The sequence below is a fragment of the Pseudomonas sp. Root569 genome, assembly GCF_001427465.1.
GTDB classification, from domain to species: Bacteria; Pseudomonadota; Gammaproteobacteria; order Pseudomonadales; family Pseudomonadaceae; genus Aquipseudomonas; species Aquipseudomonas synxantha.
The window spans coordinates 117,533-141,030 of the sequence record NZ_LMGQ01000004.1; the positions used below are offsets into that span (position 1 = coordinate 117,533).

Sequence of the window (23,498 nt, forward strand, 5' to 3'; positions counted from 1 at the left end):
GGTCCCCTCCCACAGGTCTGCGGCTAGCGTTTGTAGACGAAATAAGCCCGCCTCAGCGCTGGCTCAGCCAGTAGTCATGCAGCGCCCGCGCAGCCGGTTCGATTGCACTGACCCGCTGCTGATGGGCGTCTACATCCAGGTCCGCCGGCAATTCGAAATTGTCCTGCTCAGCGCACCAGGAGATCCTCTCCAATTGCCCGGCTTGTTCGGCGGGCAATTGAGGCCAGTTGGCGATCGTCACGCCTCGCACGTAGCCAAAGCACCATTCCTCGGCAAGGGTCACCGCCTGGCCCTGATGCTCGGTTTCATCGAAGCGCGCCTTGAACGCCTGGGAATCGCTGGCCAACTGCGCAGCCAAGGTATTCATATGGCGCACGCACAGTTCCAGAAAACCCTGGGCCTCGTCCATGCTTTCCCATTCCGGGTTCTGCCCACCCCAGATGGCTGGGAACCATTGAGCCACGTCAACCTGGGCCGGTCCAGACACCAGGGCGGTGAAGTAGCCGTCTAGTTCGGCCAGGTTCAGCACCGAATGGTCATCGCCGTACTTGAGCAGGGTTTCGTCGATCAGGTCTAATTCGGCGGATGTGAGGGGCTGGGCGTGCATGGCATATCCTTGAGCGTCGAACGCCGCGGGTCAGGCGGCTTAAAGCGCGCAGGATGGCGTGTACGCGGCATTTTATCCAGCGTCTTTTGCGCGGCCGGTCCCGCTTTTGGCCGATGCGCCGTGGCGCACCCTTGATATAGTCTGGCCTTCCTCAATCGCCAGTCAGGGATCACTGCCATGTCCGAATACCAAGCCTTCGTTGTCGAACTCAACGGCAACGTTGCCCATGTGCAGATCAATCGCCCGGAAAAGATCAACGCCATGAACGCGGCGTTCTGGAGCGAAATCATCGAGATCTTCCAATGGGTCGAAGATACCGATGCCGTGCGCGTCGTGGTGCTCAGCGGCAATGGCAAGCACTTTTCCTCGGGTATCGACCTGATGCTGCTGGCTTCGGTGGCCAATGAGCTCGGCAAAGACGTGGGACGCAACGCACGCCTGCTGCGGCGCAAGATCCTCGAGCTGCAAGCTTCGTTCAATGCAGTCGACAACTGCCGCAAGCCGGTGCTGGCGGCGATCCAGGGTTATTGCATCGGCGGCGCCATCGACCTGATCAGCGCCTGCGACATGCGTTACGCCGCCGAGGACGCGCAATTCTCGATCAAGGAAATCGACATCGGCATGGCCGCCGACGTCGGCACTTTGCAGCGCCTGCCACGCATCATCGGCGACGGCATGCTGCGTGAGCTGGCCTATACCGGTCGCCAGTTCGGCGCCGAGCAAGCGCGCAGCATCGGCCTGGTCAACCGGGTGTTTGCCGATCAGCAAAGCCTGTTGGCCGGGGTCATGCAGATCGCCGAGGAAATCGCCGCCAAATCGCCGATTGCCGTGACCGGCACCAAGGCGATGATCAGCTACATGCGCGACCACACCATCAATGACGGCCTGGAATACGTTGCCACCTGGAACTCGGCTATGTTGCAATCCAACGACCTGCGCGTGGCCATCGCGGCCCATATGAGCAAGCAGAAACCCGAATTCGTGGATTGACTGACATGACCCCAGGCTGGATTACCACAACGCTGCTGGACAACGACACCCCGGGCGGCTGGGCTGTTGCCCGCAGCCGCGATGGCTTTTTGCACGACACCAATGGCCCGCTATTCCCGCGTGAATGGCTTAAGCGCCAGGACCTGTCGGTGTTTGCCGAGCACGGCATTGGCCACCTCGACGGCGAGCCGGTGTACCTGCTGGAGCTCAATGCGCCGGCAGAGGTTCCCGGGTGCAGTTGGCAAGGCCTGCGTGGCTTCATGCTGCAAGGCGATCACACCCTGTACAAGGTGCTGGGCTATGCCGCGCAGATCGGCACCTGGGCGCGAGAGCATCGGTTCTGTGGGAGTTGCGGCCAGGCCATGGTCCAGGTGCCGCGGGAACGGGCGATGTACTGCCAGGCCTGTGACCTGCGCAGCTACCCACGGATTTCGCCGAGCATGATCGTGCTGGTGACCCGTGGCGATGAGATTCTGCTGGCACGCTCGCCACGCTTTGTGACCGGGGTCTACAGCACCTTGGCCGGCTTTGCCGAACCGGGTGAGTCGGCCGAAGACTGCCTGATCCGCGAAGTGCGCGAAGAGGTGCAGGTGGAGGTTAAGAACATCGAGTACATGGGGAGCCAGTGCTGGCCGTTTCCCCATTCAATGATGCTGGGCTTTCATGCCGAGTACGCCGGTGGCGATATCGTGCCCCAGGTCGACGAGATCGAAGACGCGCAGTGGTTCAATATCCATGAGCTGCCACCGTTGCCGGCGTCACGTTCGATTGCGCGATACCTGATCGACCTCTACGTGGCCCGCCGCCTAGGCCACGCTGAACCAGTGCTGCCAGGCTAGGCGCACCGTCAGGCCGAGGACCACGGTGATAAACACCGGGCGAATGAATTTGGCGCCACCGCTGATTGCGCTGCGGGCGCCAAAGAATGCGCCACCCATCACCGACACACCCATCGCCAGGCCGACAATCCAATCCACCGAGCCATTGATGATAAACACCGTCAGCGCCGCCGCGTTGCTGACGAAGTTCATGCTGCGCGCTACGCCGCTGGCCTTTACCAGGTCGATGGGGTGCAGGAGCATGGTGCTGACGGTCCAGAACGCCCCGGTGCCGGGGCCGGCCACGCCGTCGTAGAAGCCCAGGCCAAAACCCTGGGTGGCTTGCCACTTCTTCTTGATCGGCGCATCCACGTCCAGTGGCGCCTTTGGCGTGCCGCCGAACAACAGGTACACGCCGCAGGCGAAGACGATCACCGGCAGCATCTTGTTCAAGGCCTCGGCGGGCAGGTAGTGGGCAACCACTGCGCCCGTCAGCGCGCCGACCAAGGTGCCGACGATGGCGTGCACCCATTGGCGCGGGTGGAACAGCTTGCGGCGGTAAAAGGTGAAACTGGCGGTGGCCGAGCCGAAGGTGGAGCTGAGTTTGTTGGTACCCAGTACCAGGTGAGGCGGCATACCGGCGGTGAGCAACGCGGGGGTGGTCAGCAAGCCGCCACCGCCGGCGATGGCGTCGATGAAACCGGCGATAAAGGCGACGACGGCCAGGATGGCCAGCGTAGTGAGGTCAACACTGAGTTCGAAGGGCATGGGCAGGGCTTATTGTTGGGGGTGCGCTATGCGAAAGGCTGCCATCTTACCTGCCGAATGCACGCATAACCAAATGTGGGAGGGGGCTTGCCCCCGATGGCGGTGTGTCAGTAACCAATACGCTGACTGATCCACCGCTATCGGGGGCAAGCCCCCCCCACATTTTTACCGTGTCCGCTTGGTTATTTGTGGGTTCCGATCCACTCCAGCGCCGTACGCCAGATGCAAATCCCCAGGAAATACGCCGACATCAGCGACCATAAGCCAAACGTCCACGGGTTAGTGTTGGGGTAATCCACCACCATCAGGAAGCTGCACAACAGCCAGATCGTGGTCACCGCGATATTGATCGGCATGAAGCGCTTGACCCGGAACGGGTGCAGGAACTTCATCGGCGTCACGGTCAGCAATGCCAGGCCGATCACGGTCAGCAAGGTGACCCAGGCGTCAGGCTGGATGATGTACACGCACAGGGCGACCACGTTCCAGGCGGCGGGGAAGCCGACGAAGTAGTTGTCCTTGCTTTTCATGTTCACGTTGCAGAAGCAGAACAGCGACGACACCAGAATCACCGACACCGTAAACAGATGAGTAAATTCCGGCAGGTCGATGTAGCGGTAGATAAACAGTGCAGGGATAAATACGTAGGTGAGGTAATCGATCACCAGGTCCAGGACCGAGCCATCAAAGCTGGGCAGTACCGTGCTGACATTGAGCCGGCGGGCCAGGGAGCCGTCGACGCCATCCACTACCAGCGCCAGGCCCAGCCACAGCAGGCATGCCTTGGGGGAGTTTTCCAGCAGCGCCAGGGTGGCCAGGAAGGCCAAGACCACACCCGTGGCGGTAAAGCCGTGGGCGCCCCAGGCTTTGATTCTGGCTACATGCAGGGTCGATATCACGGGCGGTTCTCCAAAAGGTCAAACGGGGCAGCCGACAACGTAACGCCGTCGAGTCTGGCCAGGGAATGCAGGTATCGACCGGGAAGGGGGGGATAAGGTTCACCACCCCGGCGTATCCGTTAGGGTAGCAAGGGTAGGACATTTCGGCATCAACCCTGACGGAAAACCAGTGCCTTCAAGCCACTCTGCGGGTCAATGTCGGGGAATTCCGGTGGGTTTTCCAGGCGCTGCACAAAGCGCAGGCCCGGCGCTTCGCGGGTTACGCCGTCGATCAGGAAGTCTTCGCCGAACGCCGGATCGTTCATGCACGCCAGCACTGTACCTTGTGCCGTGAGCAGATCCGGCAAGCGCCGTAGCACACGCTGGTAGTCCTTGCTCAGCAGGAAGCTGCCTTTCTGGAACGACGGCGGGTCGATGATCACCAGGTCATAGGGGCCACTGTGGGTGACCTTTGCCCACGACTTGAACAGGTCGTGGCCCAGGAAGGTGACTTTGCCCAAGTCATGCCCATTCAGGCGATGGTTGTCGCGACCCCGGCTGAGCGCGCCACGGGCCATGTCCAGGTTCACCACATGGTTAGCGCCGCCCTCGATGGCAGCCACCGAGAAGCCACAGGTATAGGCGAACAGGTTGAGCACGCGTTGGCCCTTGGCCTGTTCACGCACCCAGTTGCGCCCGTAGCGCATGTCGAGGAACAGCCCGCTGTTCTGTTTTCTACCCAGGTCGATCAAATAGCGCAGGCCGCCTTCGGTGATGGTCAGCTCGTCAATGGCATCGCCCACCAGCCACTCGGTGGTGCCTTGCGGCAGGTAACGATGTTGCAGGGCCACGGTACGTACACCAACGCCGGCCCAGTCGATCTGCAGCAGCATCTGCCTCAAGGCTTCCAGTTGCTCGGTTTCCTTGAACAAGGCCACCAGCACCACGCCTTGCAGCCAATCCACTGTCAGTTGTTCCAACCCCGGCCAGCAGCGGCCACGGCCATGGAACAGGCGCCGGGTTTCCACCGGCGCGTCGGCCAGGGTGGTGAGCAGGTGGGCGTGCAAGGTAGCGAGTGCTTCTGGGGTCATCGTTTAGCGTCAGTCAGCGAGCGGCCGGCATTTTAAACACAATCGTGGGGTTTGGGGGGGGCGTGGGCACAACGTGGCTTTTTTGGTCTGGGTCAGGATCGCCGTGGGCTTGCTGATTGACGTAGATCCAATGTGGGAGGGGGCTTGCTCCCGATAGCGGTGGATCAGTCAGTTTATTTGTTACTGACACATCGCTATCGGGAGCAAGCCCCTCCCATATTGGCCCCTGGTGTTAGTTAGAACGTGGCGATCAGGGCGGGCCCGAATGCGTCTTTCAGGAAGACCGGGGCGATATAACGCTCGTAATGCGCCTCCGACAGCAGGAAAAACTCCCGATCTATCGCATCCCGCAGCTCCGCCAGGTGGCGCTCGCGAAACTCCGGCAGCAATGCCAATCCATAGGCATCCAGCTTGGAAATCACTCGCGCACCCCGGGCAATCAGCTGGTACGCCCAGCAATACGGCGACTGGTGCGGCATAAAGCGAATCTTGCGCGCTTCCAACTGCTGGCGCAGGCGCTGCGGGTCGAAGACTTCCAGCTTGCTGGCCATTACCTGCACCAGCAATTGTTCGAGGCGCAGCCACACCGCCTGTTTTTCCTCGGCGTTGTAGCCATTCCACTGGATCACTTCGTGGTGATAACGCTTGCAGCCTCGACAGACCAAATCACCGTAGACGGTGGAGCAGAGTCCGACGCAAGGGGTCTTGATGGTTTGATTGGGCATAAATGTGATCTGTTGAATCAATCCCAGCTCAACGCGCCGCCAGTTTGATACTCGATCACGCGGGTTTCGAAGAAGTTTTTCTCTTTCTTCAAATCCATGATCTCGCTCATCCACGGGAACGGGTTAGTCGTGCCTGGGTACTCTTCTTTCAAGCCAATCTGCGACAGACGACGGTTGGCAATGAACTTGAGGTAGTCTTCCATCATCGCAGCATTCATGCCCAACACACCGCGCGGCATGGTGTCGCGCGCGTATTCAATCTCCAGCTGCGTGCCCTGCAGAATCATCTGGGTCGCTTCTTCCTTCATCTCGGCATCCCACAAGTGCGGGTTTTCGATTTTGATCTGATTGATCACATCGATACCGAAGTTCAGGTGCATCGACTCGTCGCGCAGGATGTACTGGAACTGCTCGGCCACGCCGGTCATTTTGTTGCGACGGCCCATGGACAGGATCTGGGTGAAGCCGCAGTAGAAGAAGATGCCTTCCAGTACGCAGTAGTAGGCGACCTTTTGTTGCGACGGCCCATGGACAGGATCTGGGTGAAGCCGCAGTAGAAGAAGATGCCTTCCAGTACGCAGTAGTAGGCGACCAGGTTGCGCAGCAGTTCCTTGTCGGTGTCGACGGTGCCGGTTTCGAACTTCGGATCGGAGATCGAGCGGGTGTACTTCAAGCCCCAGGCCGCTTTCTTAGCTACCGAAGGAATCTCGTGGTACATGTTGAAGATCTCGCCTTCATCCATGGCCAGCGATTCGATGCAGTACTGGTAGGCGTGGGTGTGGATCGCTTCTTCGAAGGCTTGGCGCAGGATGTACTGGCGGCATTCCGGGTTGGTGATCAGGCGGTACACGGCCAGCACCAGGTTGTTGGCGACCAACGAGTCGGCGGTGGAGAAGAAGCCGAGGTTGCGCATGACGATGCGGCGTTCGTCGTCGGTCAGGCCTTCGGGGGTTTTCCACAGGGCGATGTCGGCGGTCATGTTGACCTCTTGCGGCATCCAGTGGTTGGCGCAGCCGTCGAGGTATTTCTGCCAGGCCCAGTCGTACTTGAAATGCGGCCAGCGATAGGGTAAAGGATGGTTGAACAGATCAGGTNTTCCACAGGGCGATGTCGGCGGTCATGTTGACCTCTTGCGGCATCCAGTGGTTGGCGCAGCCGTCGAGGTATTTCTGCCAGGCCCAGTCGTACTTGAAGGGTACGAGCTGGTTGAGGTCGGCGCGGCAGTTGATCATGCGCTTTTCGTCGACGGCGACGCGGGCAGCGGAGCCTTCCAGCTCGGCGAGGCCTTCGGCGACGTCGAGTTTGTCCAGGGCAGCCTTGGCGCGCACGATGGCGGCCGAATCACTGGCAGTGACGGCGCGGGCTTCGATGGCGGCGGCGGCGCCGGCACCGTCGAGGCGGTCCATGTTGGCTTCGCTCGCATGGCCGGCGTTGGCGCCCTTGATCACCGCTGCACCGGTGTCTTCGTTGTCGACTTCATCCCAACTCAGCATTGAAATACTCCTTCCTGATCTGTTCCGACGGTGTGTAAAACCGTGCAAAAAAATGTGCGGTTTGCAGGCTACTAGGCATTGAAATACTGCGCGTAGTGTGGTCGGTAAATACCGATACTGCACACTATGTAGTGGTCTGTTCTGTTTGTGGGCACACTATATGGGGTGTAACAAGGTTGGTCAACGCACAAGATGTGCGTTGATAGGTCGCTGTTCACTACCGGATCGGCGATCCCCAGCATGCGGGGCTGGCATGTCCTATATATTTATAAGGAATAGATAAATAGTTATTTATTCCTTTTAATATTCCTGCGTGCAGCGCATTTTGAGGGCCTGCGCATTCGTGCGGATTGACCCAACAGCCAAAAGGAAAGCCGACATGACCATCAAAGCGATCAACGTGCGCAACCAGTTCAAGGGCGTGATCAAGGAGATCCTGCTGGGGGAAGTGGTGTCGGAAATCGACGTGCAGACCGCGTCCGGGATTGTGACGTCCGTCATTACCACGCGCTCTGTGCGTGACTTGGAATTGAAAGTAGGCAGTGAAGTGATCGCTTTTGTGAAGTCCACCGAAGTGTCCATCGCCAAGTTGTAGGCGTTGCCGTAGGCGGACAGCGCAGGTAGGGGGCGTAGCGCTGCTCGTCAATCAACCCGATCGAAAATCTCCCTGACTTGATCCACTGGAAATACGCCCTTGCCGCTGCCTTCGATCAGCTCAAACGTGCCATCGGCATTGATGGTGATGCCCAGGGAACTGGCAAGTGTCACTGAGACGCCCGCTCGCGCTTGGAGCAAGTCTCTGAGCGGTTGCCCGCCCTGGAACGATTGCCCGATAGTGGTGGCCATGCCTTGCAGAGAGTCTGAACTGATGCCTCCCACCAGGATAACGCGCCCGCCATTGTTCAAGGATGCTTGCAATTGGTCCAGCAGTGCCTGGGTATCACCCCGCAGGCCCAGTTCCAGGTTACTGCCGGTGACGTGCATCAGCGTGCGGGTCTGGTAGCGAGCACCGTCCCAGTCGGTAAGCACGGCAATGGCCGAGCAGTCGGTGAGGCTGCGGGTGGAAAGCGCTTCGTTGCCGGTGTCCAAGGTCGTCGATTCACCCATGGGGACATGCACGGTATTGGTCGGCTTGAGCGGGAAGCGGGCAATCACTGGCGTGACGGAATCCACCTGCGAGCCGTAGGGCTGCTTGGGCTGGTTGATAAGCGTGTCCAGCCAGTCCGGGTCCAAGGGGCTCATGTTGCGCTTGATACCTTCTCGGATTTTCCAGCCGGCCTTGTCCCATTTGGCCATGGTTGCCTTCAATTGAGCCATGTAGTCGGAGGCCGGGCAGGCGATATCAGCCCATGGATCGACCACCCAGGCGTTGGCCCAGGCCGGTTCTGAAAAGTCCACGGTGGGCTTCACAGGACCTGTCGGGCCTCCGACGACGGTGAAGGCGTGCGCATTGCCTGCATGCCATTCGGCGGCCCTGGTGCCACTCGTGTTGAGAATTTCCCTGGCCAGGATCGCCATTTCGCCGCAATTGCCTGCGCCGGTCTTCATGATCAGGTCGCCTGCATGGGGGGCCTTGAGATCAGTAGTGCGCCGCAACCAGCCCAAGGTAAAGGTTGCCGCATCAGCCCTGGCCACATCAGCAGCTGAGCGTACCTGGTTGCCAGGCCCCAATCCGGTGGCTTTGAGGGCTTGATTGACGGTGTCCTTGGCGTGCTCGGCGTAGAACTGGTTTTGACGTTTCGCTGGCCATTGCACAAAGCCAGGGGGCGTTTGCAAGGGGGCGACACGGTGGGGGCGCAACGCCACATCCGGCTTCAGGATGGCGTTGGCCTGCTGCAATTGGTAAGCCACTTCCCGTTGCTGCTCGGGGCTCATGCCCTTGCATTGCTGTTTAAGCTCATTAATGTCAGCTTCGCGAAAACCTGCGCGCTTCAGCTGCTTATAAACCTTCTTGAGGGGGGGCAGGGCAATGAAGTCCGCATCCACGAGCTGCACAGGGTGGTGAGCGCTCATGAACTGGCGGTAACCCTGGGCGAGGCCCATTTCCATAGGCCCGCACTTTTTGAAGGTGATATCGCCGGTTTGTGCGCTGCCCAGCGGTGCGTAATAAAACTCAGCGGTGTCAGCTTCCACCACCAGGTATCGCTGGCTGCCACTGGTGACCACCACACCCCTGACTTGGCGTTGGTCATCGCTGGCCTTGCTGATGCTGTTGAGCTTGACTACCCGCGTGTCTTCAGCGAGGGCGCCCGCGCCATGGCCGGCGTAAAAACCGAAACCCGGGTCTACGATGATCTGGCCCTGTACCTGTGACCTGTAGGTGATGCGTTCGCCATTGGCGACTGGCACCAACTTGGCGCCGGTCTCGCCTTCAACCCATTCGTGCAGGCGTCTTTCATAGACCACCGTGCGTACACGCTTGAACAGCCCGCCCTTGGACGGAAACAACCGCACGTGTTCCAAGGCTTGCAGCGCACGTTCGGCGTCGGCCAGGTCTGCAATGACTTTGGCGAAGCATTCATCATTGGCGCCGCGGCGCACCCGCCCACCCAGCGCAGGCACTGGGCAAAACGCTTCGAAGCCTTCCAGCGGGGCGGTGTGTGCAGCTGACTCCAGGTCGGTAAGCTCGCCCGGCTTGCTGTAAAGGTAGCGATAGACACGGTTGCGGTCCACCAGGTCGTAGCCGTTGGTCCGTGGCAGGGTATAGGCAGTGGCGCGCAGCGGATGCTCGATGACCAGCGCCTGTTTGCCATCGGCGAACAGGTCCTGGCTGACGGTAATCGTGGTGGGGCGCTCAAAGGCAGGCTCCTTCGCGGTGCCGCCCCCGATGGAGAACAGCTCATTGAGCGCTCCATCGAGTGCCGCAGCGCTACCGTTTTTTCGCTCAGCTTGAGTATCGCCTGTGATCGATTTCTCTACGCCTAGTTCGGTTTCTACAAAACCGGTAGCGGCAGCTATACCGACGACGATCGGTTCGCCAATCACCGCGAACTTGGCCGCCAGGCCTGCGGCCACCGTCAAATCGTTAAGCCAGGTATCGCGGGTGACCTCGCTGTTGGACTTGATCATGACATCGGCATCGCGGGACATGCGTTTTTGCGTGGCGTCTTTGATCACGCTGAATACGTCGCCCTGAATGCGTACGTTGGCACTGTCGATGACGGTGCCTTCGATGCTGTCCCAGTAGCCGCTGGCCAAGTAACGCAGGGCAGTGTCGACGCCTTTGTTCGATTGGTGGTCGCCGGTGATGAAGGCTTTGACATCGCTCCAGAACCCGACCTCATTGTCTTGCCGGTCCCTGAGGGCGAAGTGGCCTTCCAGCGCCTTGCGCTTATCGGCGTCCCGACCTTGTGCGGCTACCCATTGATCCATCGCGGTCAGGGAGTCAAAACGCACGAACGCGGGTTGATGCCCGGGGATATAGAGGATCTGCACACCGTCACGACGGTCACGCAGTTGCCGGGCAGGGCCGTCATCGATGGCGGTAAAGCGCAGGATATCGTTGGCGGGTAACCCGTTGATATCCAATAGGTGGGTCAATACCACGCCTTTGACCGGCGCTTGCGCACGCAGTTGCTCGACGGTCAGGGCTTGGTTGTCAGCCAACGGCAGGTTGGAGGCCGCGCCCATGACCAGGCGGTAGTCATCACGGGTGAAACGCTGTTCGGCTGGCATCTGCGCGCGCTCGGCCGGCGAGGCACGTTCGTAGGCCTTGAGTTGTTGGCGGGCCTGGTAGACAAACTCGCCTTTCAAGAGGGTGCGGTAGTCATCGCCATGATCGCGCCAGAAACTCTCGAGCTTTTGGGTCATGTGCGTTTGAAAGTCGCTTTTCCAGCTTTCATGCATCAGTTGCGAAGGCGTCAGCGCAAACTGGTTATGGGCGCCATAGCCGCCTTTTGTGCTTTGCCCACTGCCTGCCTGGTACAAGCCGGCTTGCTGGTCAAGCACGCCCGGGAGCGAGTCGTGTTCGTTGAAGTTGCTTAACAGTGCGTCCGGCAGCGCCTGGGAAACCGTCGGCTCTTCCCCGACGTGCTCCCAGCCGGTGACGGTGTTGGCGCTTTGTGCTTGCTGGAAACGATTCAAGAAAATAGTGTCGGCATCTATCTTGCGACCGGTCAACGTGAACACCATGTCCTCGGCCCATTGCTTGGCCTCGTCGCGCACGTTGGGCAGCGCAGCGTGTGTGGTTTGCAGCAGTTGCTTGTAGTCGGCTTTCTGACGGGCCATCGAGGGGCGGCGGCTATTCGTCACCTGGGGAGGCGCCGGCTCGAAAATCGAGTAGGACGGCATCGCCGCGGGTTTTTCGCCGGTGATGGGTTTGAAATCCCAGACCGGCGAGGGCTGGGTGTGGGGCGGCAGGATCATGGGCGGACGGCTCCGGGGTCTTCAACAGCACAATGGGCGGCTGCTCCACATGTGTGTTGAAACGCCCCGGTGGGGTTCCGGCCGGCGTCAGCGCTTTTGTAAGCTGATTTCCATGCGCCGCACACCTTCCTCGAGCATCGCCCGCGGGCAGCCGAAATTCAGGCGCACGAATTGCTGGCTGTCATCGCCAAACTCGATTCCCGCACTCAAGCCGACCTTGGCCTGTTCCAGGAAAAACTGCTGCGGGTCGTCCAGGCCCAGGGCACTGCAATCGAGCCACGCCAGGAAGGTGCCTTGGGGCGCGTGCATCACCACGCCGGGCAGGCGGGTCTTTACCGCATCGAGCAGGTAGTCGCGGTTGGCCTGCAGGTACTGCACCAGTGCAGCGAGCCAGTCGCCGCATTGGCTGTAGGCGGCGCGGGTGGCTTCCAGGCCCAGAGGGCTGACGCTGTCGACCATGCCGCAGCGCGCCTGGTTGAAGCGCTCGCGCACCTCGGCGTTCTGCACCACGGCAAAGCAAGTCTTCAAGCCGGCGACGTTATAGGCCTTGCTCGCCGACATCAGGGTGATGGTGCGTTGGGCGATCTCGGGGCTGAGGCTGGCGGTGGGAATGTGGCGGCGGCCGTCGAAGCACAGTTCGGCGTGGATTTCGTCACTGATGATCAGTGCGCCGTGTTTCAGGCAAGCGTTGGCCACCGCCAGCAGTTCTTCGCGGGGGAAGACCTTGCCGATGGGGTTGTGCGGGTTGCTCAGCAGCAGTGCGCCGGCACCGCTCAATGCCTCGCGCATGGCGGGCATTGGCGTGATGTATTCGCCATTGATCAGTCCAAATGGCACTTCGATGCGCGGCAGGCCCCAATGGCCGGGGGCCAGGCGAATCGGCCGATAGTTGGGGGTTTGCAACACCACCGCCTGGCCGGGTTGGACAAAGGCATGCAGGGCCATGTTGAAACCAGGTTCGACGCCGGGCAGGAACAGCAGCTCTTCAGGTTGCACGCGCCAGGCGTACTTGGCCCACAGGTCGGCGACGATAGCGTCGCGCACGTCGCCGCCGGCCATGCTGTAGCCGAGGATCTGCTGGTCGAGTCGTGCATGCAGGGCTTGCAATACGGCGGGTGGCGCGGCGATGTCCATGTCGGCGATCCACATCGGCAGAACGTCTTGCGAGTAACGGCTCCACTTGGTACTGCCGGTGCCGAGGCGCGAGTGGAGGGTGTCGAAATCAAAGCTCATGGAAGGCTCATGTCAGGGCGGAGGCGAAAGAATGGCGCTGATTCTAGCGCCATTCACCTTATAGGCCAGCGCTGATTGCCGCGGACAACTGCCGGTGTGCCTGCTCCAGGGCACGGTTCACGGCTGCTTCGCCGCGGACCATGGCGCCCAGGTAGATGAACTCCACGGAGTGAATGCCCACGGTGGCCAGGATGGCGGTCAGGTACGGCGTAAGAAAGTCAGGCTCATGCCCCTTGCGCGCATTGCCGGAACTCACCAGCACGAAGGTGCGCCGATCCCCCAGCAGGCCGACTTTGGCGAACTGTTCATTGAGCGTAAAGCTGCGGTGTATACGCACCACGTGGTCGATCCATGCCTTCAGCGCCGCCGGTACGGTGAAATTGTGCACTGGGGTACAGAGGATCAACAGCTCGCAGGCTTGCAGTTCGACGATCAACTGTTCGGACAGCGCCATCGCATCGGCATTCAGGCCGCCTGGTGTCGTCAGTGCAGTGGCGTACTCACGGGTCAGCGCTGGCAACGCCTGGCTACCGTAGTCGCGTTCGCTGACCTGGGCGTCGGGCACCAGGTCAGTGAGCAGGGCGCGGGCCAGCTTGAACGTCTGCGCGGCTTTGCCATGGGGGCTGAAACTGAGTAACAGGGCGCGGGTCATTGGCTGAGGTCCTGGGAAAAGTGCATGCCTAGCGGCAGCAAGCCCTGGCGGAAATAGAAACGCTGGGCCAGGGCCATATGCATGCCGGTGTCCAGCACCAGGTAACGATAGCCCAAGGCGCGGGCTGCCTGGCGTACCTGCTCAAGCAGCTGTTCACCCAGGCGCCTGCGTTGCAGGGGGGCGTCCACGACCAGATCATCGACATAAATAAAGCGGCCGTAGAGGGTATTTTCCGTGAGGCGGTAACCGGCCAGGCCAATCACCCGTCCGTGCTCGCGGGCGGCCAGCAAGTGGTAGCCGTTTTCCCGTTGGCGTTGGACCTGCCCGGCGAAGGCGCTGGCGTCGGTCAGGTGCGGACGTAATTGTCGCATGATGTCGAAACTGACCATGCAGTCGGCCACGGTTTCCATCAGCTGGAACTCGACGTGCTCATTCATGGTTGAGGTTCTCCAGGTGCGCCTTGATCGCTGCCGGTACCTTGCGAAAGCTGATGGCGACGCGGTTCAGCGCGTTCATCAAGGAAATTGCCAGGGTCAGGTCGGCGACTTCCTTGTCACTGAATACAGCCGCGACGGCGGCGTAGTCGGCATCCGGGACCTGGCTTTGCGCGACCTGCGTGACTACCTCGGCCCAGGCCAGCGCCGCGCTTTCACGGCGTGTGAACAGCACTGGCGCTTCGTGCCAGGTGGCCAGCAACATGATCTTTTCCAGGCTCACCCCCTGTTTGAGCAGATCGCGGGAATGGGAGTCCAGGCAATAGGCGCAGCCATTGAGCTGCGAGACCCGCAGGTACACGAGGTCGATCAGTTCTTTCTCCAGGCCGCAGCGGTGGATGTAGCTGTGCACGGAGCCTAGCGCTTTGTAGCCATCGGGGGCGGCCAGGGCGTAATCGAGACGGTGTTTCATGGTGCGATCCTTGTAGGTTTGGGGGATGCGCCATTTTCGCGGCGGCAGTTGCCCGTCGACAGGGGCATGATTGGACAAGTGGGTTGGGACATGATCAGACTCCCATCCGTCTTGCCAACGAGCTGAATACGATGCCGTCACTGCCCAAATACCAGGAAATCTATCGGCGCTTTCGCCTGGCTATCGACCAGGGCCAACTGCGCCCTGGCGAGCGTGTCCCTTCGGTTCGCGCACTGGCCCAGGAACTCAAGGTGGCGCGGGGTACCGTTGAGGCGGCGTATCAGTTGCTGGTCAGCGAAGGTTTTTTCCAGGCCCGTGGGCAGGCCGGTACGGTGATTGCCGCAACGCTGGCACCGGTCAAGTTAAAGCCATTGCCCAGGCAGCCATCGCTGGTCAGCGGGCCGCGCCCACTGCAAATGGGCTTGCCAGCGCTGGATGCCTTCCCGCGTAAATTGTGGGCACGCCTGGTCACCCGGCAAGTGCGGCGCATCGATGCCGACAGCCTGGCGATGGGCGACGAACAGGGAGCCCAGGCATTGCGTGTGGCGATTGCCAGCTACCTGGCGTTGTACCGCGGCGTGGAATGCACGCCCAGCCAAGTGTTTGTGTGTGCCGGCTACGCCGGGTGCCTGACACTGCTGTGCGATGCATTGGGCATGGCGGGACAGGCTTGCTGGTTCGAAGACCCGGGCTACCTGCATGCACGACAATTGTTGCGCCATCAGGGGGTGACGCTGGTGCCGGTGCCTGTGGATCACGATGGGCTGGATGTGCAGCAGGGCATCCAGCGCGGCGAGCAGGCGCGACTGGCGATCGTCACACCGGCGCACCAGAGCCCGCTGGGGGTGGCTCTGAGCCCGACGCGGCGACGGGCCTTGCTGGGGTGGGCTCGGGCGCAGGCCAGTTGGGTGGTCGAGGATGATTATGACAGCGAGTTTCGCTACCAGGGCCAGCCCTTGGCTGCGCTAAAGAGCCAGGACGCCGATGACCGGGTGATCTATGCCGGCAGCTTCAGCAAGATGCTGTTTCCCGGTTTGCGCTTGGGTTACCTGGTGGTGCCGGCGGCATTGATCGACACATTTCAGCACAGTGCCAAGGTGTTGCAGCAGCGCAGTGCACAGCTACTGCAGCTGACGGCGGCGGACTTTCTGGAGCAGGGGCACTTCACTCGGCATTTGAAGAAGATGCGCGGCTTGTATGCGCAGCGCAGGGCCATGCTGGTGCAAGCGCTGCAGGCGCATTGTGCAGCGTTTCTGCAGGTGGATGAGCAGGCCGGCGGGATCAATTTGCTTGCGCGATTGCGCGTGCAGGTGCCGGATGTGCAGGTTGCAGAGGCCGCCAACATGGCCGGCCTGGGCGTTCAACCCTTGTCCGGCTGGACCCTCGAAGCCGGGGGCGAGCAGGGATTGCTGATGGGGTTCACCAATGTGGCAACGCCAGGGCAGGCCACGGACCTGGCCCTGAAGCTGTTGGAGATCTTGCAGGCGTGTGCGGCTCAAGCGCTCAACGGTTCACCAGTTTCGCTGGCAGCGCAATCACCAGCAAACTGCTGAGCATCAGGCAGCCGGCAAAAAACCACAGCGCGCCCGCACTGCTGCCGGTTAGGTCGATCGCCACGCCCATCAGCGAGTTGCTCACCAGGCCTGCGATATTGGCAACCGAACAGGCCAGGGCAAACCCGGTGGCCGCGGCAGTGCCTTTGAGAAAGGTCGCCGGCAGGCTGAAAAACACCGGCACGGCACCGATGATGGCGGCTGAGGCAATCGCGAACAACGCCACGGTGGCAGCTACGTTATGGGTGAAGAAAGTGCTGGTGGCCATCGCCGCTGCGCCGATGAAAAACGGCACGATGATGTGCCAGCGGCGTTCGCGGTGCTTGTCGGAACTGGCGCCGATCAGCAGCATGCCGAGCAGTGCGGCCACGCTGGGCAGCGCGGTGAGCATGCCGATATGGAAGGTGTCGGTGACCCCGGCATTGCGAATGAAGGTGGGCATCCAGAAGCCCATGGCATAGGCACTGAGCAGTATCGAGAAGTCGATACCGCCGAGCATCCACACCTTGAGGTTGAAGAAACCGTCACGGAAGCTGTGCTTGCTGCCGACGCCATCGGCGTCGTCTTTGCGCAGCTCGTTTTCCAGCAGGGCCTTTTCCTCATCCGACAGCCATTTGGCTTGCTGGTAGCTGTTGGGCAGCGCCCAGAACGTCAGCACCCCAAGCAACACGCTGGGTACCGCTTCGATCAGGAACAGCCATTGCCACCCGCGCAGCCCGGCCATCTGGTCGAAGTGGCCCATGATCCAGCCAGACAGCGGACCGCCGATCACGCTGGACAGCGGCAGGCCGATCATGAACAGCGCGATGATGCGCCCACGCCTGTGAGTGGGAAACCAGGTGGTCAGGTAATACAGCACCCCCGGCAGGAAACCGGCTTCGGCGGCACCGAGCAAAAAACGCAGGATGTAGAACTGGGTGGTGGAGGTGACCAGCATGGTGCAGGCCGAGAGCAAGCCCCAGGTGATCATGATGCGCGCGATCCAGATCTTCGCGCCGACCCGCTCCAGCACCAGGTTGCTGGGCACTTCAAAGATGATGTAGCCGACGAAAAACAAGCCGGCGCCAAGGCCGAAGGCGGTTTCGCTGAAGTGCAACTGGTCGAGCATCTGCAGCTTGGCGAAGCCGATGTTGATGCGGTCCAGGTAGGCAGCCAGATAACAGAAACACAGGAACGGGATCAGCTTCCAGGTGATCTTGTGGTAGAGCGTGGTGACGGGGTCGGCGACTGTAGTCGCGGGCACAGCATTCGCAATGGGCATGGGGTGTCTCCTGGCGGTGACTTATGGTTTTTATACAGCCGCTTTTGTTCCAGCACTTCGGCGTGCTGTTAAAGCGACGTCCAAAGGCAGTGTCAGAAGACTGAAAGCTGCGCCGAGGTTATCAACCTCGGCGGCTCACAGTTTTGTGCAGGACCGCACTCTATGGCGCGGTTCCGGATGAAACGTCATTGCTCCTTGAATTGGCGCATCGCGTCTTGCTTGCTCACCACATCACCGTACTTGCTGTCGATATCGAACAGGTTGGCTTCGTGGGGCGCCGGATGGCGGTCGCCGACGCATTCACGCACGACAATGGTGCGGAACCCGTACTGCACCGCGTCCACCGCCGTTGCGCGGATGCAGCCGCTGGTGGAGCAGCCGGCCAGCACCACGGTATCGATACCTTGGGCGTGCAGCATCGGGGCCAGGCTGCTGCCGAAAAATGCGCTGGCGTACTGTTTGCTGATCACCACTTCATCAGGCTGGGGCAATACCTCGGTGCAGAACGCCGCCAGTGGGTTGCCTTCGATCATGTCTTTCATCACCGGGGCCTTTTTTACCCAGATACCGCCGTCGGCGAAATGGCCGGGATGGTAGCGGATATTAGTGTGCACCACCGCAATCCCGTATCGGCGTGCACAGGCCAGCAGTTCGACGCTTTCAGCCACGGCGCTGACCACGCCGGGCGCGAACAGTGGCGCGCCTTCGCGGGTGTAGCCCTGCATGAAGTCGATCATCAGTAGCGCGGCTTTGTTGCCGAAGCCGATGCGGTTGCCCCACACGCCCTGATAGTTGGCGTCGGCGGATTGTTCACTCATTTCAATTTCCTCAGTAGGCGCCGGAAAGCAGGGCTCCGGCCCCGGGAACGATGGGTTCCAGGTCCAGGGCCTTGAGCATGGCGTAGGTGGTGGCGATGGCGGCGGTGAGCACAGGTTTGCCGGTTTGCGCCTCGACCTTGGCCACCACCGGCAGCGACTGCATCTGCACGCAGGCCGACAGCACGATCACGTCGACGCCTTCCAGGTTCATGCCGGCAACGATGGCCGGCAGGTTGGCCGGGTCGTGGCGGGCCACTTCGAGGTTGTCCGGGATCTCCAGGGCGCGCCAGTCGACGACTTCAAAGCCTTCTGCGCGGATGTAGTTCACCACCAGCTCGGTCAGCGGTTTCATATAGGGCGCAACAATCGCGATACGCTTGGCGCCCATCACCTTCAAGCCTTCAATCAAGGCGCCTGCGCTGGTGATCACCGGGGCATTGGCGTCGTTGTCAGCCGTAGCCTGGCGCAGGCGCTGTTCGGAGTTGCGGTGGTAGCCCAGGCCCATGGCCATGATCGCCACCAGGCAGGCGTACCCCAGCACGTCGACCTTGGCGTCTGACAATTCGATGGCGCAACGGTCGGACTCGCCATCCATCGCCGCCAGTTCTTCCTTGCGCACTTGCTTCATGCGCATGCGGCTGGAGTGGAAGGTAAAACGTTCAGGACGGATCGCCTGGCGCGCGTTGAGCATGGCCGGGATCTCGGTTTCCATGGTGGTGTTGGAACTGGGCACGATCTGGCCGATGCGGTAGGGCTTGAGCATGGGGGTGTCCTTATTGTTGGGTGAGGAAGTCGCCAAGGGCATCGAAAAAGCCCTCAAGGTCGTCCCACGGGATCATGTGCCCGGCATTCGGCACGCGCGCGACCTGGATACTCGGTTGCAGGGCCTGGATTTCGGCGATGTCTTGATCGAGGATCACCCCGCCGCGCCCGGCCACCATCAGCAGGGCAGGGGCCTTGAGGTGGGGCAGGTGCTGGTGGAAGTCCACCGTGTGGAAGTCATTGAAGGCACGCACGATGGCCGGTTCGTAGCAGGTGTGCAGCCACTCCGCGCGCAGTTGCAGCTGCTCATCGGTCCAGGTGGCGCAGAAGGCGCGCATCGCCTGGGCATCCATGCCAATCAGTGACTGGCGGATCGAGTCGACATACCAGGGCAGTTTGCTCGGGTATTCCCGCCGGCCAGGACCGGACACCGGCGGGTCGATCAACACCATGCGGTTGACGCCTTGCGGGTGCTTGATCGCACTGTGCACGGCAAAGCGCGCACCCATGGAATGGCCGACCAGGTGGTAGCTGTCCAGGCCCAGTGCGTCGGCAAATGCGCCAATGTCCTCGGCGCAGGTGTCGGCGCTGTAATCCAGTTCCGGCCCGGTGGACGACAGCCCGCGCCCGCGTACATCCAACACGTAGGTATCGAACTGCTCACCCAGGCGCTCGGCGACGAAGCCCCAGGTAATCGCCGGGCTGGTGATGCCCGGGATCAGGATCAGCGCCGGGCCTGTGCCGCCGTAGCGCAGATAGTGCTGGCGAATGCCATTGGCCTGCACGTTGCCGCCATGGAGAAAGGTACTCATGCGGCCACCCCCGACTTCAGCTCCTGGGCATACAGGTCGTAGCCGTACACCCAGGCCGGGTCTTCCTGGGTGCGTAGCCAGGTGTTGGCATTGGACACCGCTTGTACCCGGGACGCGCGTTCCTTGCGGTTGGCTTCATACAGTTCGAAGGCGTTGCGGTAGTCGCTGATCCCGGTTTCCTGCAGGCAGCGGGTGAGCATGGCGGCATCTTCGATGGCCATGCCGGCGCCCTGGGCCATGTGTGGCTTCATCGGGTGGCAGGCGTCGCCGAGCAAGACCAGGCGACCGCGACTCCACAGCGGCAACGGGTTGCGGTTGCGCAGCGGCCACTTGGTCACGCTGTCGGTGGATTCGATCAGCGCTTGCACGGTGGGGTGGTAGCCCTTGAAGGCTTCGAACATTTCCTCGCGGCTGCTGTCGACGAAGGCGCCCTGGAAGTCCCATTCGGCATGAGGTACGCCGGTCACGTAGTAGTACTCGTCGCGCTTGCCTGTGGTGTAGTAGACCATCATGTGGCGATCCTCGGTCCACCACTTGATGCAGTCTTCGAACTTGAGGTCGTACTTGGCCAGTTGCTCGCCTCGGATCAATGCGCGGTGCGCCACCCAGCCGCTGTACAAGGGTTTCTCCACCCCCAGCAGTTCTTCGCGAATCTTCGAATTGATGCCGTCGGCGCCGATTACGATGTCGGCATAGGTCACCGTGCCGTCGGCGAAGGTCAGGCGCACCTGGGTATCGGTTTCTTCGAGGGTTTCCAGGCGCTTGTTGAAGTGCAGGGTGCCGGGCTGCAGCGTGGACATCTGCAACGCATGCAGGTCGCCACGGTGCACGGTGATGTAAGAGGCGCCATAGCCGGTGAGCGGGATACGCGAGAGGTAATCACCACTTTCGCCGCAGCGGCTGAACCAGTGCTCAGGGTGCGACCCCATCAGGTCCAGCTGTTTCTCGATGCCCATGCGGCGGAAGATTTTCATGATGTTGGGCCCCATGTGGATCCCCGCGCCCAAGCGGGAGAACTCCGGCGCCTGTTCGTAGACATCTACGCTGAAGCCGGCTTGCTGCAGCAAGGTAGCCGCAGCGGCACCGCCCAGGCCGGCGCCGACTATGGCGATTTTTTGTGTGCTTCCCATGGGGCGTGATCCTCTCTTTTTGAATTCAGGCGGCGTCTGTCCGCAAGGTTTTTAAAGTGTATACGCTCATTTTTTAAAATGGGAAGCCTGTGTGAGGAAATTTATTTTTTGGTATTTATAGGCTGGTGTAACCAGCTGTGGCTAATGAATATTGAATATGTGTGGATTGGTAACGTTTTTATCTGGCACTTGCAGTCCGTCTGCAAATCAGGTCTCATCATTCTTAAATGGTGTATACGCTATAAAAATGCACTAAGTTGAAGCGCGCTGCCCGAACAGGGTGCAGCCCCTCAGGAGACAGGAAAATGCCGGTAAGCGACTGTGAACTGACCCAGATGTTTGAACACGTGTTGAAGCTGTCCAAGGTCGACCCGACCCAGAGCGTCGCGGTGCTCAAGAGCCATTACTCCGACCCGCGTACTGTGCGTGCCGCCATGGATGCGGCGCAGCGCCTGGGGGCCAAGGTGTATGCGGTGGAATTGCCGTCGTTCAACCATCCGCGGGCGATGGGCAACGACATGACTGCCTACTGCGGCGACACCGCGCTCACTGGCAATATTGCCGCCCAGCGTGCCCTGGAGGCGGCGGACTTGATCGTCGACACCATGATGCTGCTGCACTCGCCGGAGCAGGAGCAGATCCTCAAGACCGGCACGCGCATCCTGCTTGCCGTCGAGCCGCCGGAAGTGCTGGCACGCATGCTGCCGAGCGAAGAGGACAAGGTGCGTGTACTGGCCGCCGAACAGCTGCTGAAGAAGGCGCGCTCGATCCACGTCAAGTCCCGCGCCGGCAGCGACTTCCGCGCTGCTTTAGGCCAATACCCGTCGGTGACCGAGTACGGCTTCGCCGATGAACCGGGGCGCTGGGACCACTGGCCCAGCGGCTTCCTGTTCTCCTGGCCCAATGAAGAAACCGCCGAGGGCGTGCTGGTGCTGGACATCGGCGACATCCTGTTGCCGTTCAAGACCTACACCCGTGAAAAGATCACCCTGGAAATCGAAAAGGGCTTTATTACGCGGATTCACGGTGGGTTCGAGGCGCAGTACCTGAGCGACTACATGAAGTACTTCGACGACCCCGAGGTGTACGGCATCTCCCATATTGGCTGGGGCCTGCAACCACGGGCGCAATGGACGGCCATGGGCTTGCACGACAAGAACGACGGCATGTGCATGGATGCGCGGGCGTTCTATGGCAACTTCCTGTTCTCCACCGGGCCGAATACCGAGGTGGGCGGCACGCGCAAGACGCCGTGCCATATGGATATCCCGCTGCGCAACTGTGATGTATATCTGGACGATGAGGCGGTGGTGCTGGGTGGCGATGTGGTCGCGCCAGCGCGATCGCTGGCACGCTGAGTATCCGTGTGGGAGCTGATAGATATAGAGATCCAAGTGTGGGAGGGGGCTTGCTCCCGATGAGGGCGTGTCAGTGAGTGCATCAATACCTGACCCACCGCCATCGGGAGCTAGCCCCCTCCCACAGGTTGAGCGTGATTCTTCAAGGGCATCTTGAGTCCGTTCACTAACCCCGCCATCATGCCACCCATCCAAACCACCCACCGAGCCCGCCGTGCCTGATTCCTACGTTTTTTCTGAACAAGTCGGCCACCTGCTGCGCAAGGCCTACCAGCGCCACTTGGCGATATTCCAGCAGAATGTCGGCGACTCCCAGCTCACCGCCGTGCAGTTCGTGACCTTGTGTGCGTTGCGCGATCAGGGTGCAAGCTCCCTCACTGAATTGGTCAAGGCCACCGCCGTGGACCAGGCGACCATCCGCGGTATCGTCGAACGTCTCAAGGCCAAGGCGCTGATTACCCTGGACCCGGACCCTGCAGACAAGCGCAAGGTAGTAGTCGACTTGTCTGCCTCAGGCGCCGAACTGGTCGCGCAAACCGCACCGCGTGCGGCCCAGATCAGCGAATTGACCATGAGCAATCTCAACCCCGCCGAGCGTGTGGCGGTCCTGTTTCTGCTGCGCAAGATGATTGACGATCCCCAGGAATAACCTGCGCTGGCATCGTTTTTGCTCTGTGTTGATGTAGTAGCCACTTCACCAGTCGAGTGTGTCGCGAGGCCCCAGGTCCGCGACATTTTTTTTGACTGTTTGATGTAGTAGGCACTTCATCAACCGGCACAGGCGAAGCGAATGACCAGCCAACCCATCACGGTAACGCTTGAGGTCAACGGCCAGACAAGCGAAGTCAGCGCCATGGCGGATACACCGCTGTTACTGGTACTGCGCAACGACCTGCAACTCAATGGCCCCAAGTACGGCTGTGGCCTGGGAGAGTGCGGTGCCTGCACCGTGATCATTGATGGCGTGGCCGCACGTTCCTGCGTGTTCCCGCTGTCGGGTGCATCAGGGCGCAGGATCGTCACCCTTGAAGGCCTGGGTACGCGCCATGCGCCGCACCCGGTGCAGCAGGCGTTCATCGACGAGCAGGCCGCGCAATGCGGCTACTGCCTCAACGGCATGATCATGACCGCCAAGGCCCTGCTCGACCGCAACCCCAAGCCCAGTGAAACCCAGGTACGCAACGAGCTGTCGGGCAACCTTTGCCGCTGCGGCACTCATATCGAGATCCTGCGCGCGGTATTGCGTGCGGCACGCCTTATGAACGTGGATGGATGATC

General features: G+C 60.9%; 22 protein-coding genes and 3 pseudogenes. 7 read left to right on the top strand and 18 right to left on the bottom strand.

What is annotated here, in order from left to right; genetic code table 11:
• Positions 1-52: 52 nt before the first annotated feature.
• Positions 53-607 (bottom strand): UPF0149 family protein, encoded by a 555-nt coding sequence (locus ASD70_RS05430; RefSeq protein WP_056845861.1) that lies wholly within the window; start codon positions 605-607, stop codon positions 53-55.
• A gap of 177 nt (positions 608-784) precedes the next feature.
• Between ASD70_RS05430 and ASD70_RS05435 the strand changes: the two genes are divergently transcribed.
• Positions 785-1,597 carry a crotonase/enoyl-CoA hydratase family protein gene (locus ASD70_RS05435; RefSeq protein ID WP_046067977.1) on the top strand — a complete coding sequence of 271 codons (813 nt, stop codon included), beginning with the start codon at positions 785-787 and terminating at the stop codon, positions 1,595-1,597.
• A gap of 5 nt (positions 1,598-1,602) precedes the next feature.
• A complete protein-coding gene (gene nudC / locus ASD70_RS05440) occupies positions 1,603-2,436 on the top strand; it encodes an NAD(+) diphosphatase (RefSeq protein ID WP_056845862.1) in 834 nt (277 codons plus the stop codon).
• On the opposite strand, the gene ASD70_RS05445 is transcribed toward nudC, so the two are convergent.
• The 7 genes and pseudogenes from ASD70_RS05445 to ASD70_RS05470 form a co-directional block, all read right to left on the bottom strand.
• On the bottom strand, positions 2,404-3,183 hold the full coding sequence (locus tag ASD70_RS05445) for a TSUP family transporter (RefSeq protein WP_056845863.1): 780 nt from the start codon (positions 3,181-3,183) through the stop codon (positions 2,404-2,406). The genes nudC and ASD70_RS05445 overlap by 33 nt on opposite strands.
• A 182-nt stretch (positions 3,184-3,365) precedes the next feature.
• A complete protein-coding gene (pcsA, locus tag ASD70_RS05450) occupies positions 3,366-4,082 on the bottom strand; it encodes a phosphatidylcholine synthase (protein WP_046067979.1) in 717 nt (238 codons plus the stop codon).
• 149 nt (positions 4,083-4,231) lie between these two features.
• Positions 4,232-5,152, bottom strand: a complete 921-nt coding sequence (locus ASD70_RS05455; RefSeq protein ID WP_056845864.1) for a class I SAM-dependent methyltransferase — start codon at positions 5,150-5,152, stop codon at positions 4,232-4,234.
• A 236-nt stretch (positions 5,153-5,388) separates the two neighbouring features.
• A complete protein-coding gene (locus ASD70_RS05460) occupies positions 5,389-5,877 on the bottom strand; it encodes a DUF1289 domain-containing protein (protein ID WP_046072439.1) in 489 nt (162 codons plus the stop codon).
• A 17-nt stretch (positions 5,878-5,894) separates the two neighbouring features.
• A pseudogene (locus ASD70_RS05465) lies at positions 5,895-6,971 on the bottom strand (ribonucleotide-diphosphate reductase subunit beta); the annotation flags it as partial.
• A gap of 1 nt (position 6,972) precedes the next feature.
• Positions 6,973-7,073, bottom strand: a pseudogene (locus ASD70_RS29910) (ribonucleotide-diphosphate reductase subunit beta); the annotation flags it as partial.
• Positions 7,074-7,370, bottom strand: a pseudogene (locus ASD70_RS05470) (ribonucleotide-diphosphate reductase subunit beta); the annotation flags it as partial.
• A gap of 379 nt (positions 7,371-7,749) precedes the next feature.
• On the opposite strand from ASD70_RS05470, the gene ASD70_RS05475 reads away from it, so the two are divergent.
• Positions 7,750-7,965, top strand: coding sequence for a TOBE domain-containing protein (locus ASD70_RS05475; RefSeq protein WP_003173733.1), 216 nt, complete (start codon positions 7,750-7,752; stop codon positions 7,963-7,965).
• A gap of 47 nt (positions 7,966-8,012) precedes the next feature.
• Here the strand turns inward: ASD70_RS05475 and ASD70_RS05480 are convergent, their stop codons facing one another.
• The 5 genes from ASD70_RS05480 to ASD70_RS05500 form a co-directional block, all read right to left on the bottom strand.
• Positions 8,013-11,735: a dermonecrotic toxin domain-containing protein gene (locus tag ASD70_RS05480; protein ID WP_056845866.1), complete on the bottom strand. Its 3,723-nt coding sequence runs from the start codon at positions 11,733-11,735 to the stop codon at positions 8,013-8,015.
• Between the two features lie 87 nt (positions 11,736-11,822).
• Positions 11,823-12,968 (bottom strand): MalY/PatB family protein, encoded by a 1,146-nt coding sequence (locus ASD70_RS05485; RefSeq protein WP_046067982.1) that lies wholly within the window; start codon positions 12,966-12,968, stop codon positions 11,823-11,825.
• A gap of 58 nt (positions 12,969-13,026) precedes the next feature.
• A complete protein-coding gene (locus ASD70_RS05490; RefSeq protein ID WP_046067983.1) occupies positions 13,027-13,620 on the bottom strand; it encodes an FMN-dependent NADH-azoreductase in 594 nt (197 codons plus the stop codon).
• Positions 13,617-14,057 (bottom strand): GNAT family N-acetyltransferase, encoded by a 441-nt coding sequence (locus ASD70_RS05495; RefSeq protein ID WP_056845867.1) that lies wholly within the window; start codon positions 14,055-14,057, stop codon positions 13,617-13,619. Before ASD70_RS05495 ends, ASD70_RS05490 begins: the two co-directional genes overlap by 4 nt.
• Positions 14,050-14,526: a carboxymuconolactone decarboxylase family protein gene (locus ASD70_RS05500; protein ID WP_056845868.1), complete on the bottom strand. Its 477-nt coding sequence runs from the start codon at positions 14,524-14,526 to the stop codon at positions 14,050-14,052. The genes ASD70_RS05495 and ASD70_RS05500 overlap by 8 nt, the downstream gene beginning before the upstream one ends.
• A 131-nt stretch (positions 14,527-14,657) precedes the next feature.
• Here ASD70_RS05500 and pdxR point away from each other — a divergent pair, with 131 nt between their 5' ends.
• Complete coding sequence (gene pdxR, locus ASD70_RS05505; protein WP_056845869.1) at positions 14,658-16,079, top strand: MocR-like pyridoxine biosynthesis transcription factor PdxR; 1,422 nt, start codon at positions 14,658-14,660, stop codon at positions 16,077-16,079.
• Here pdxR and ASD70_RS05510 read toward each other — a convergent pair.
• From ASD70_RS05510 to ASD70_RS05530, 5 genes are all read right to left on the bottom strand, one after another.
• Positions 16,030-17,340, bottom strand: coding sequence for an MFS transporter (locus tag ASD70_RS05510; protein ID WP_046067987.1), 1,311 nt, complete (start codon positions 17,338-17,340; stop codon positions 16,030-16,032). The two genes, pdxR and ASD70_RS05510, sit on opposite strands and share 50 nt — an antisense overlap.
• 185 nt (positions 17,341-17,525) lie before the next feature.
• Positions 17,526-18,158, bottom strand: coding sequence for an N-carbamoylsarcosine amidohydrolase (locus tag ASD70_RS05515; protein WP_046067988.1), 633 nt, complete (start codon positions 18,156-18,158; stop codon positions 17,526-17,528).
• 10 nt (positions 18,159-18,168) lie between these two features.
• Positions 18,169-18,921 carry a maleate cis-trans isomerase family protein gene (locus tag ASD70_RS05520; RefSeq protein WP_043049871.1) on the bottom strand — a complete coding sequence of 251 codons (753 nt, stop codon included), beginning with the start codon at positions 18,919-18,921 and terminating at the stop codon, positions 18,169-18,171.
• 10 nt (positions 18,922-18,931) lie between these two features.
• The gene (locus ASD70_RS05525) at positions 18,932-19,732 is read right to left on the bottom strand and encodes an alpha/beta fold hydrolase (RefSeq protein ID WP_056845870.1); all 801 of its coding nucleotides are present in this window, start codon (positions 19,730-19,732) and stop codon (positions 18,932-18,934) included.
• Entirely contained in the window at positions 19,729-20,862 is a 1,134-nt protein-coding gene (locus ASD70_RS05530) for an FAD-dependent monooxygenase (RefSeq protein WP_056845871.1), read from the bottom strand. Before ASD70_RS05530 ends, ASD70_RS05525 begins: the two co-directional genes overlap by 4 nt.
• Positions 20,863-21,167: 305 nt before the next feature.
• On the opposite strand from ASD70_RS05530, the gene ASD70_RS05535 reads away from it, so the two are divergent.
• From ASD70_RS05535 to ASD70_RS05545, 3 genes are all read left to right on the top strand, one after another.
• Positions 21,168-22,220, top strand: a complete 1,053-nt coding sequence (locus ASD70_RS05535) for a 2,5-dihydroxypyridine 5,6-dioxygenase (RefSeq protein WP_043049868.1) — start codon at positions 21,168-21,170, stop codon at positions 22,218-22,220.
• A gap of 214 nt (positions 22,221-22,434) precedes the next feature.
• A complete protein-coding gene (locus tag ASD70_RS05540; protein ID WP_056845872.1) occupies positions 22,435-22,869 on the top strand; it encodes a MarR family winged helix-turn-helix transcriptional regulator in 435 nt (144 codons plus the stop codon).
• A 141-nt stretch (positions 22,870-23,010) separates the two neighbouring features.
• Entirely contained in the window at positions 23,011-23,496 is a 486-nt protein-coding gene (locus ASD70_RS05545) for a (2Fe-2S)-binding protein (RefSeq protein WP_046067992.1), read from the top strand.
• The last annotated feature ends 2 nt before the right edge of the window (positions 23,497-23,498 follow it).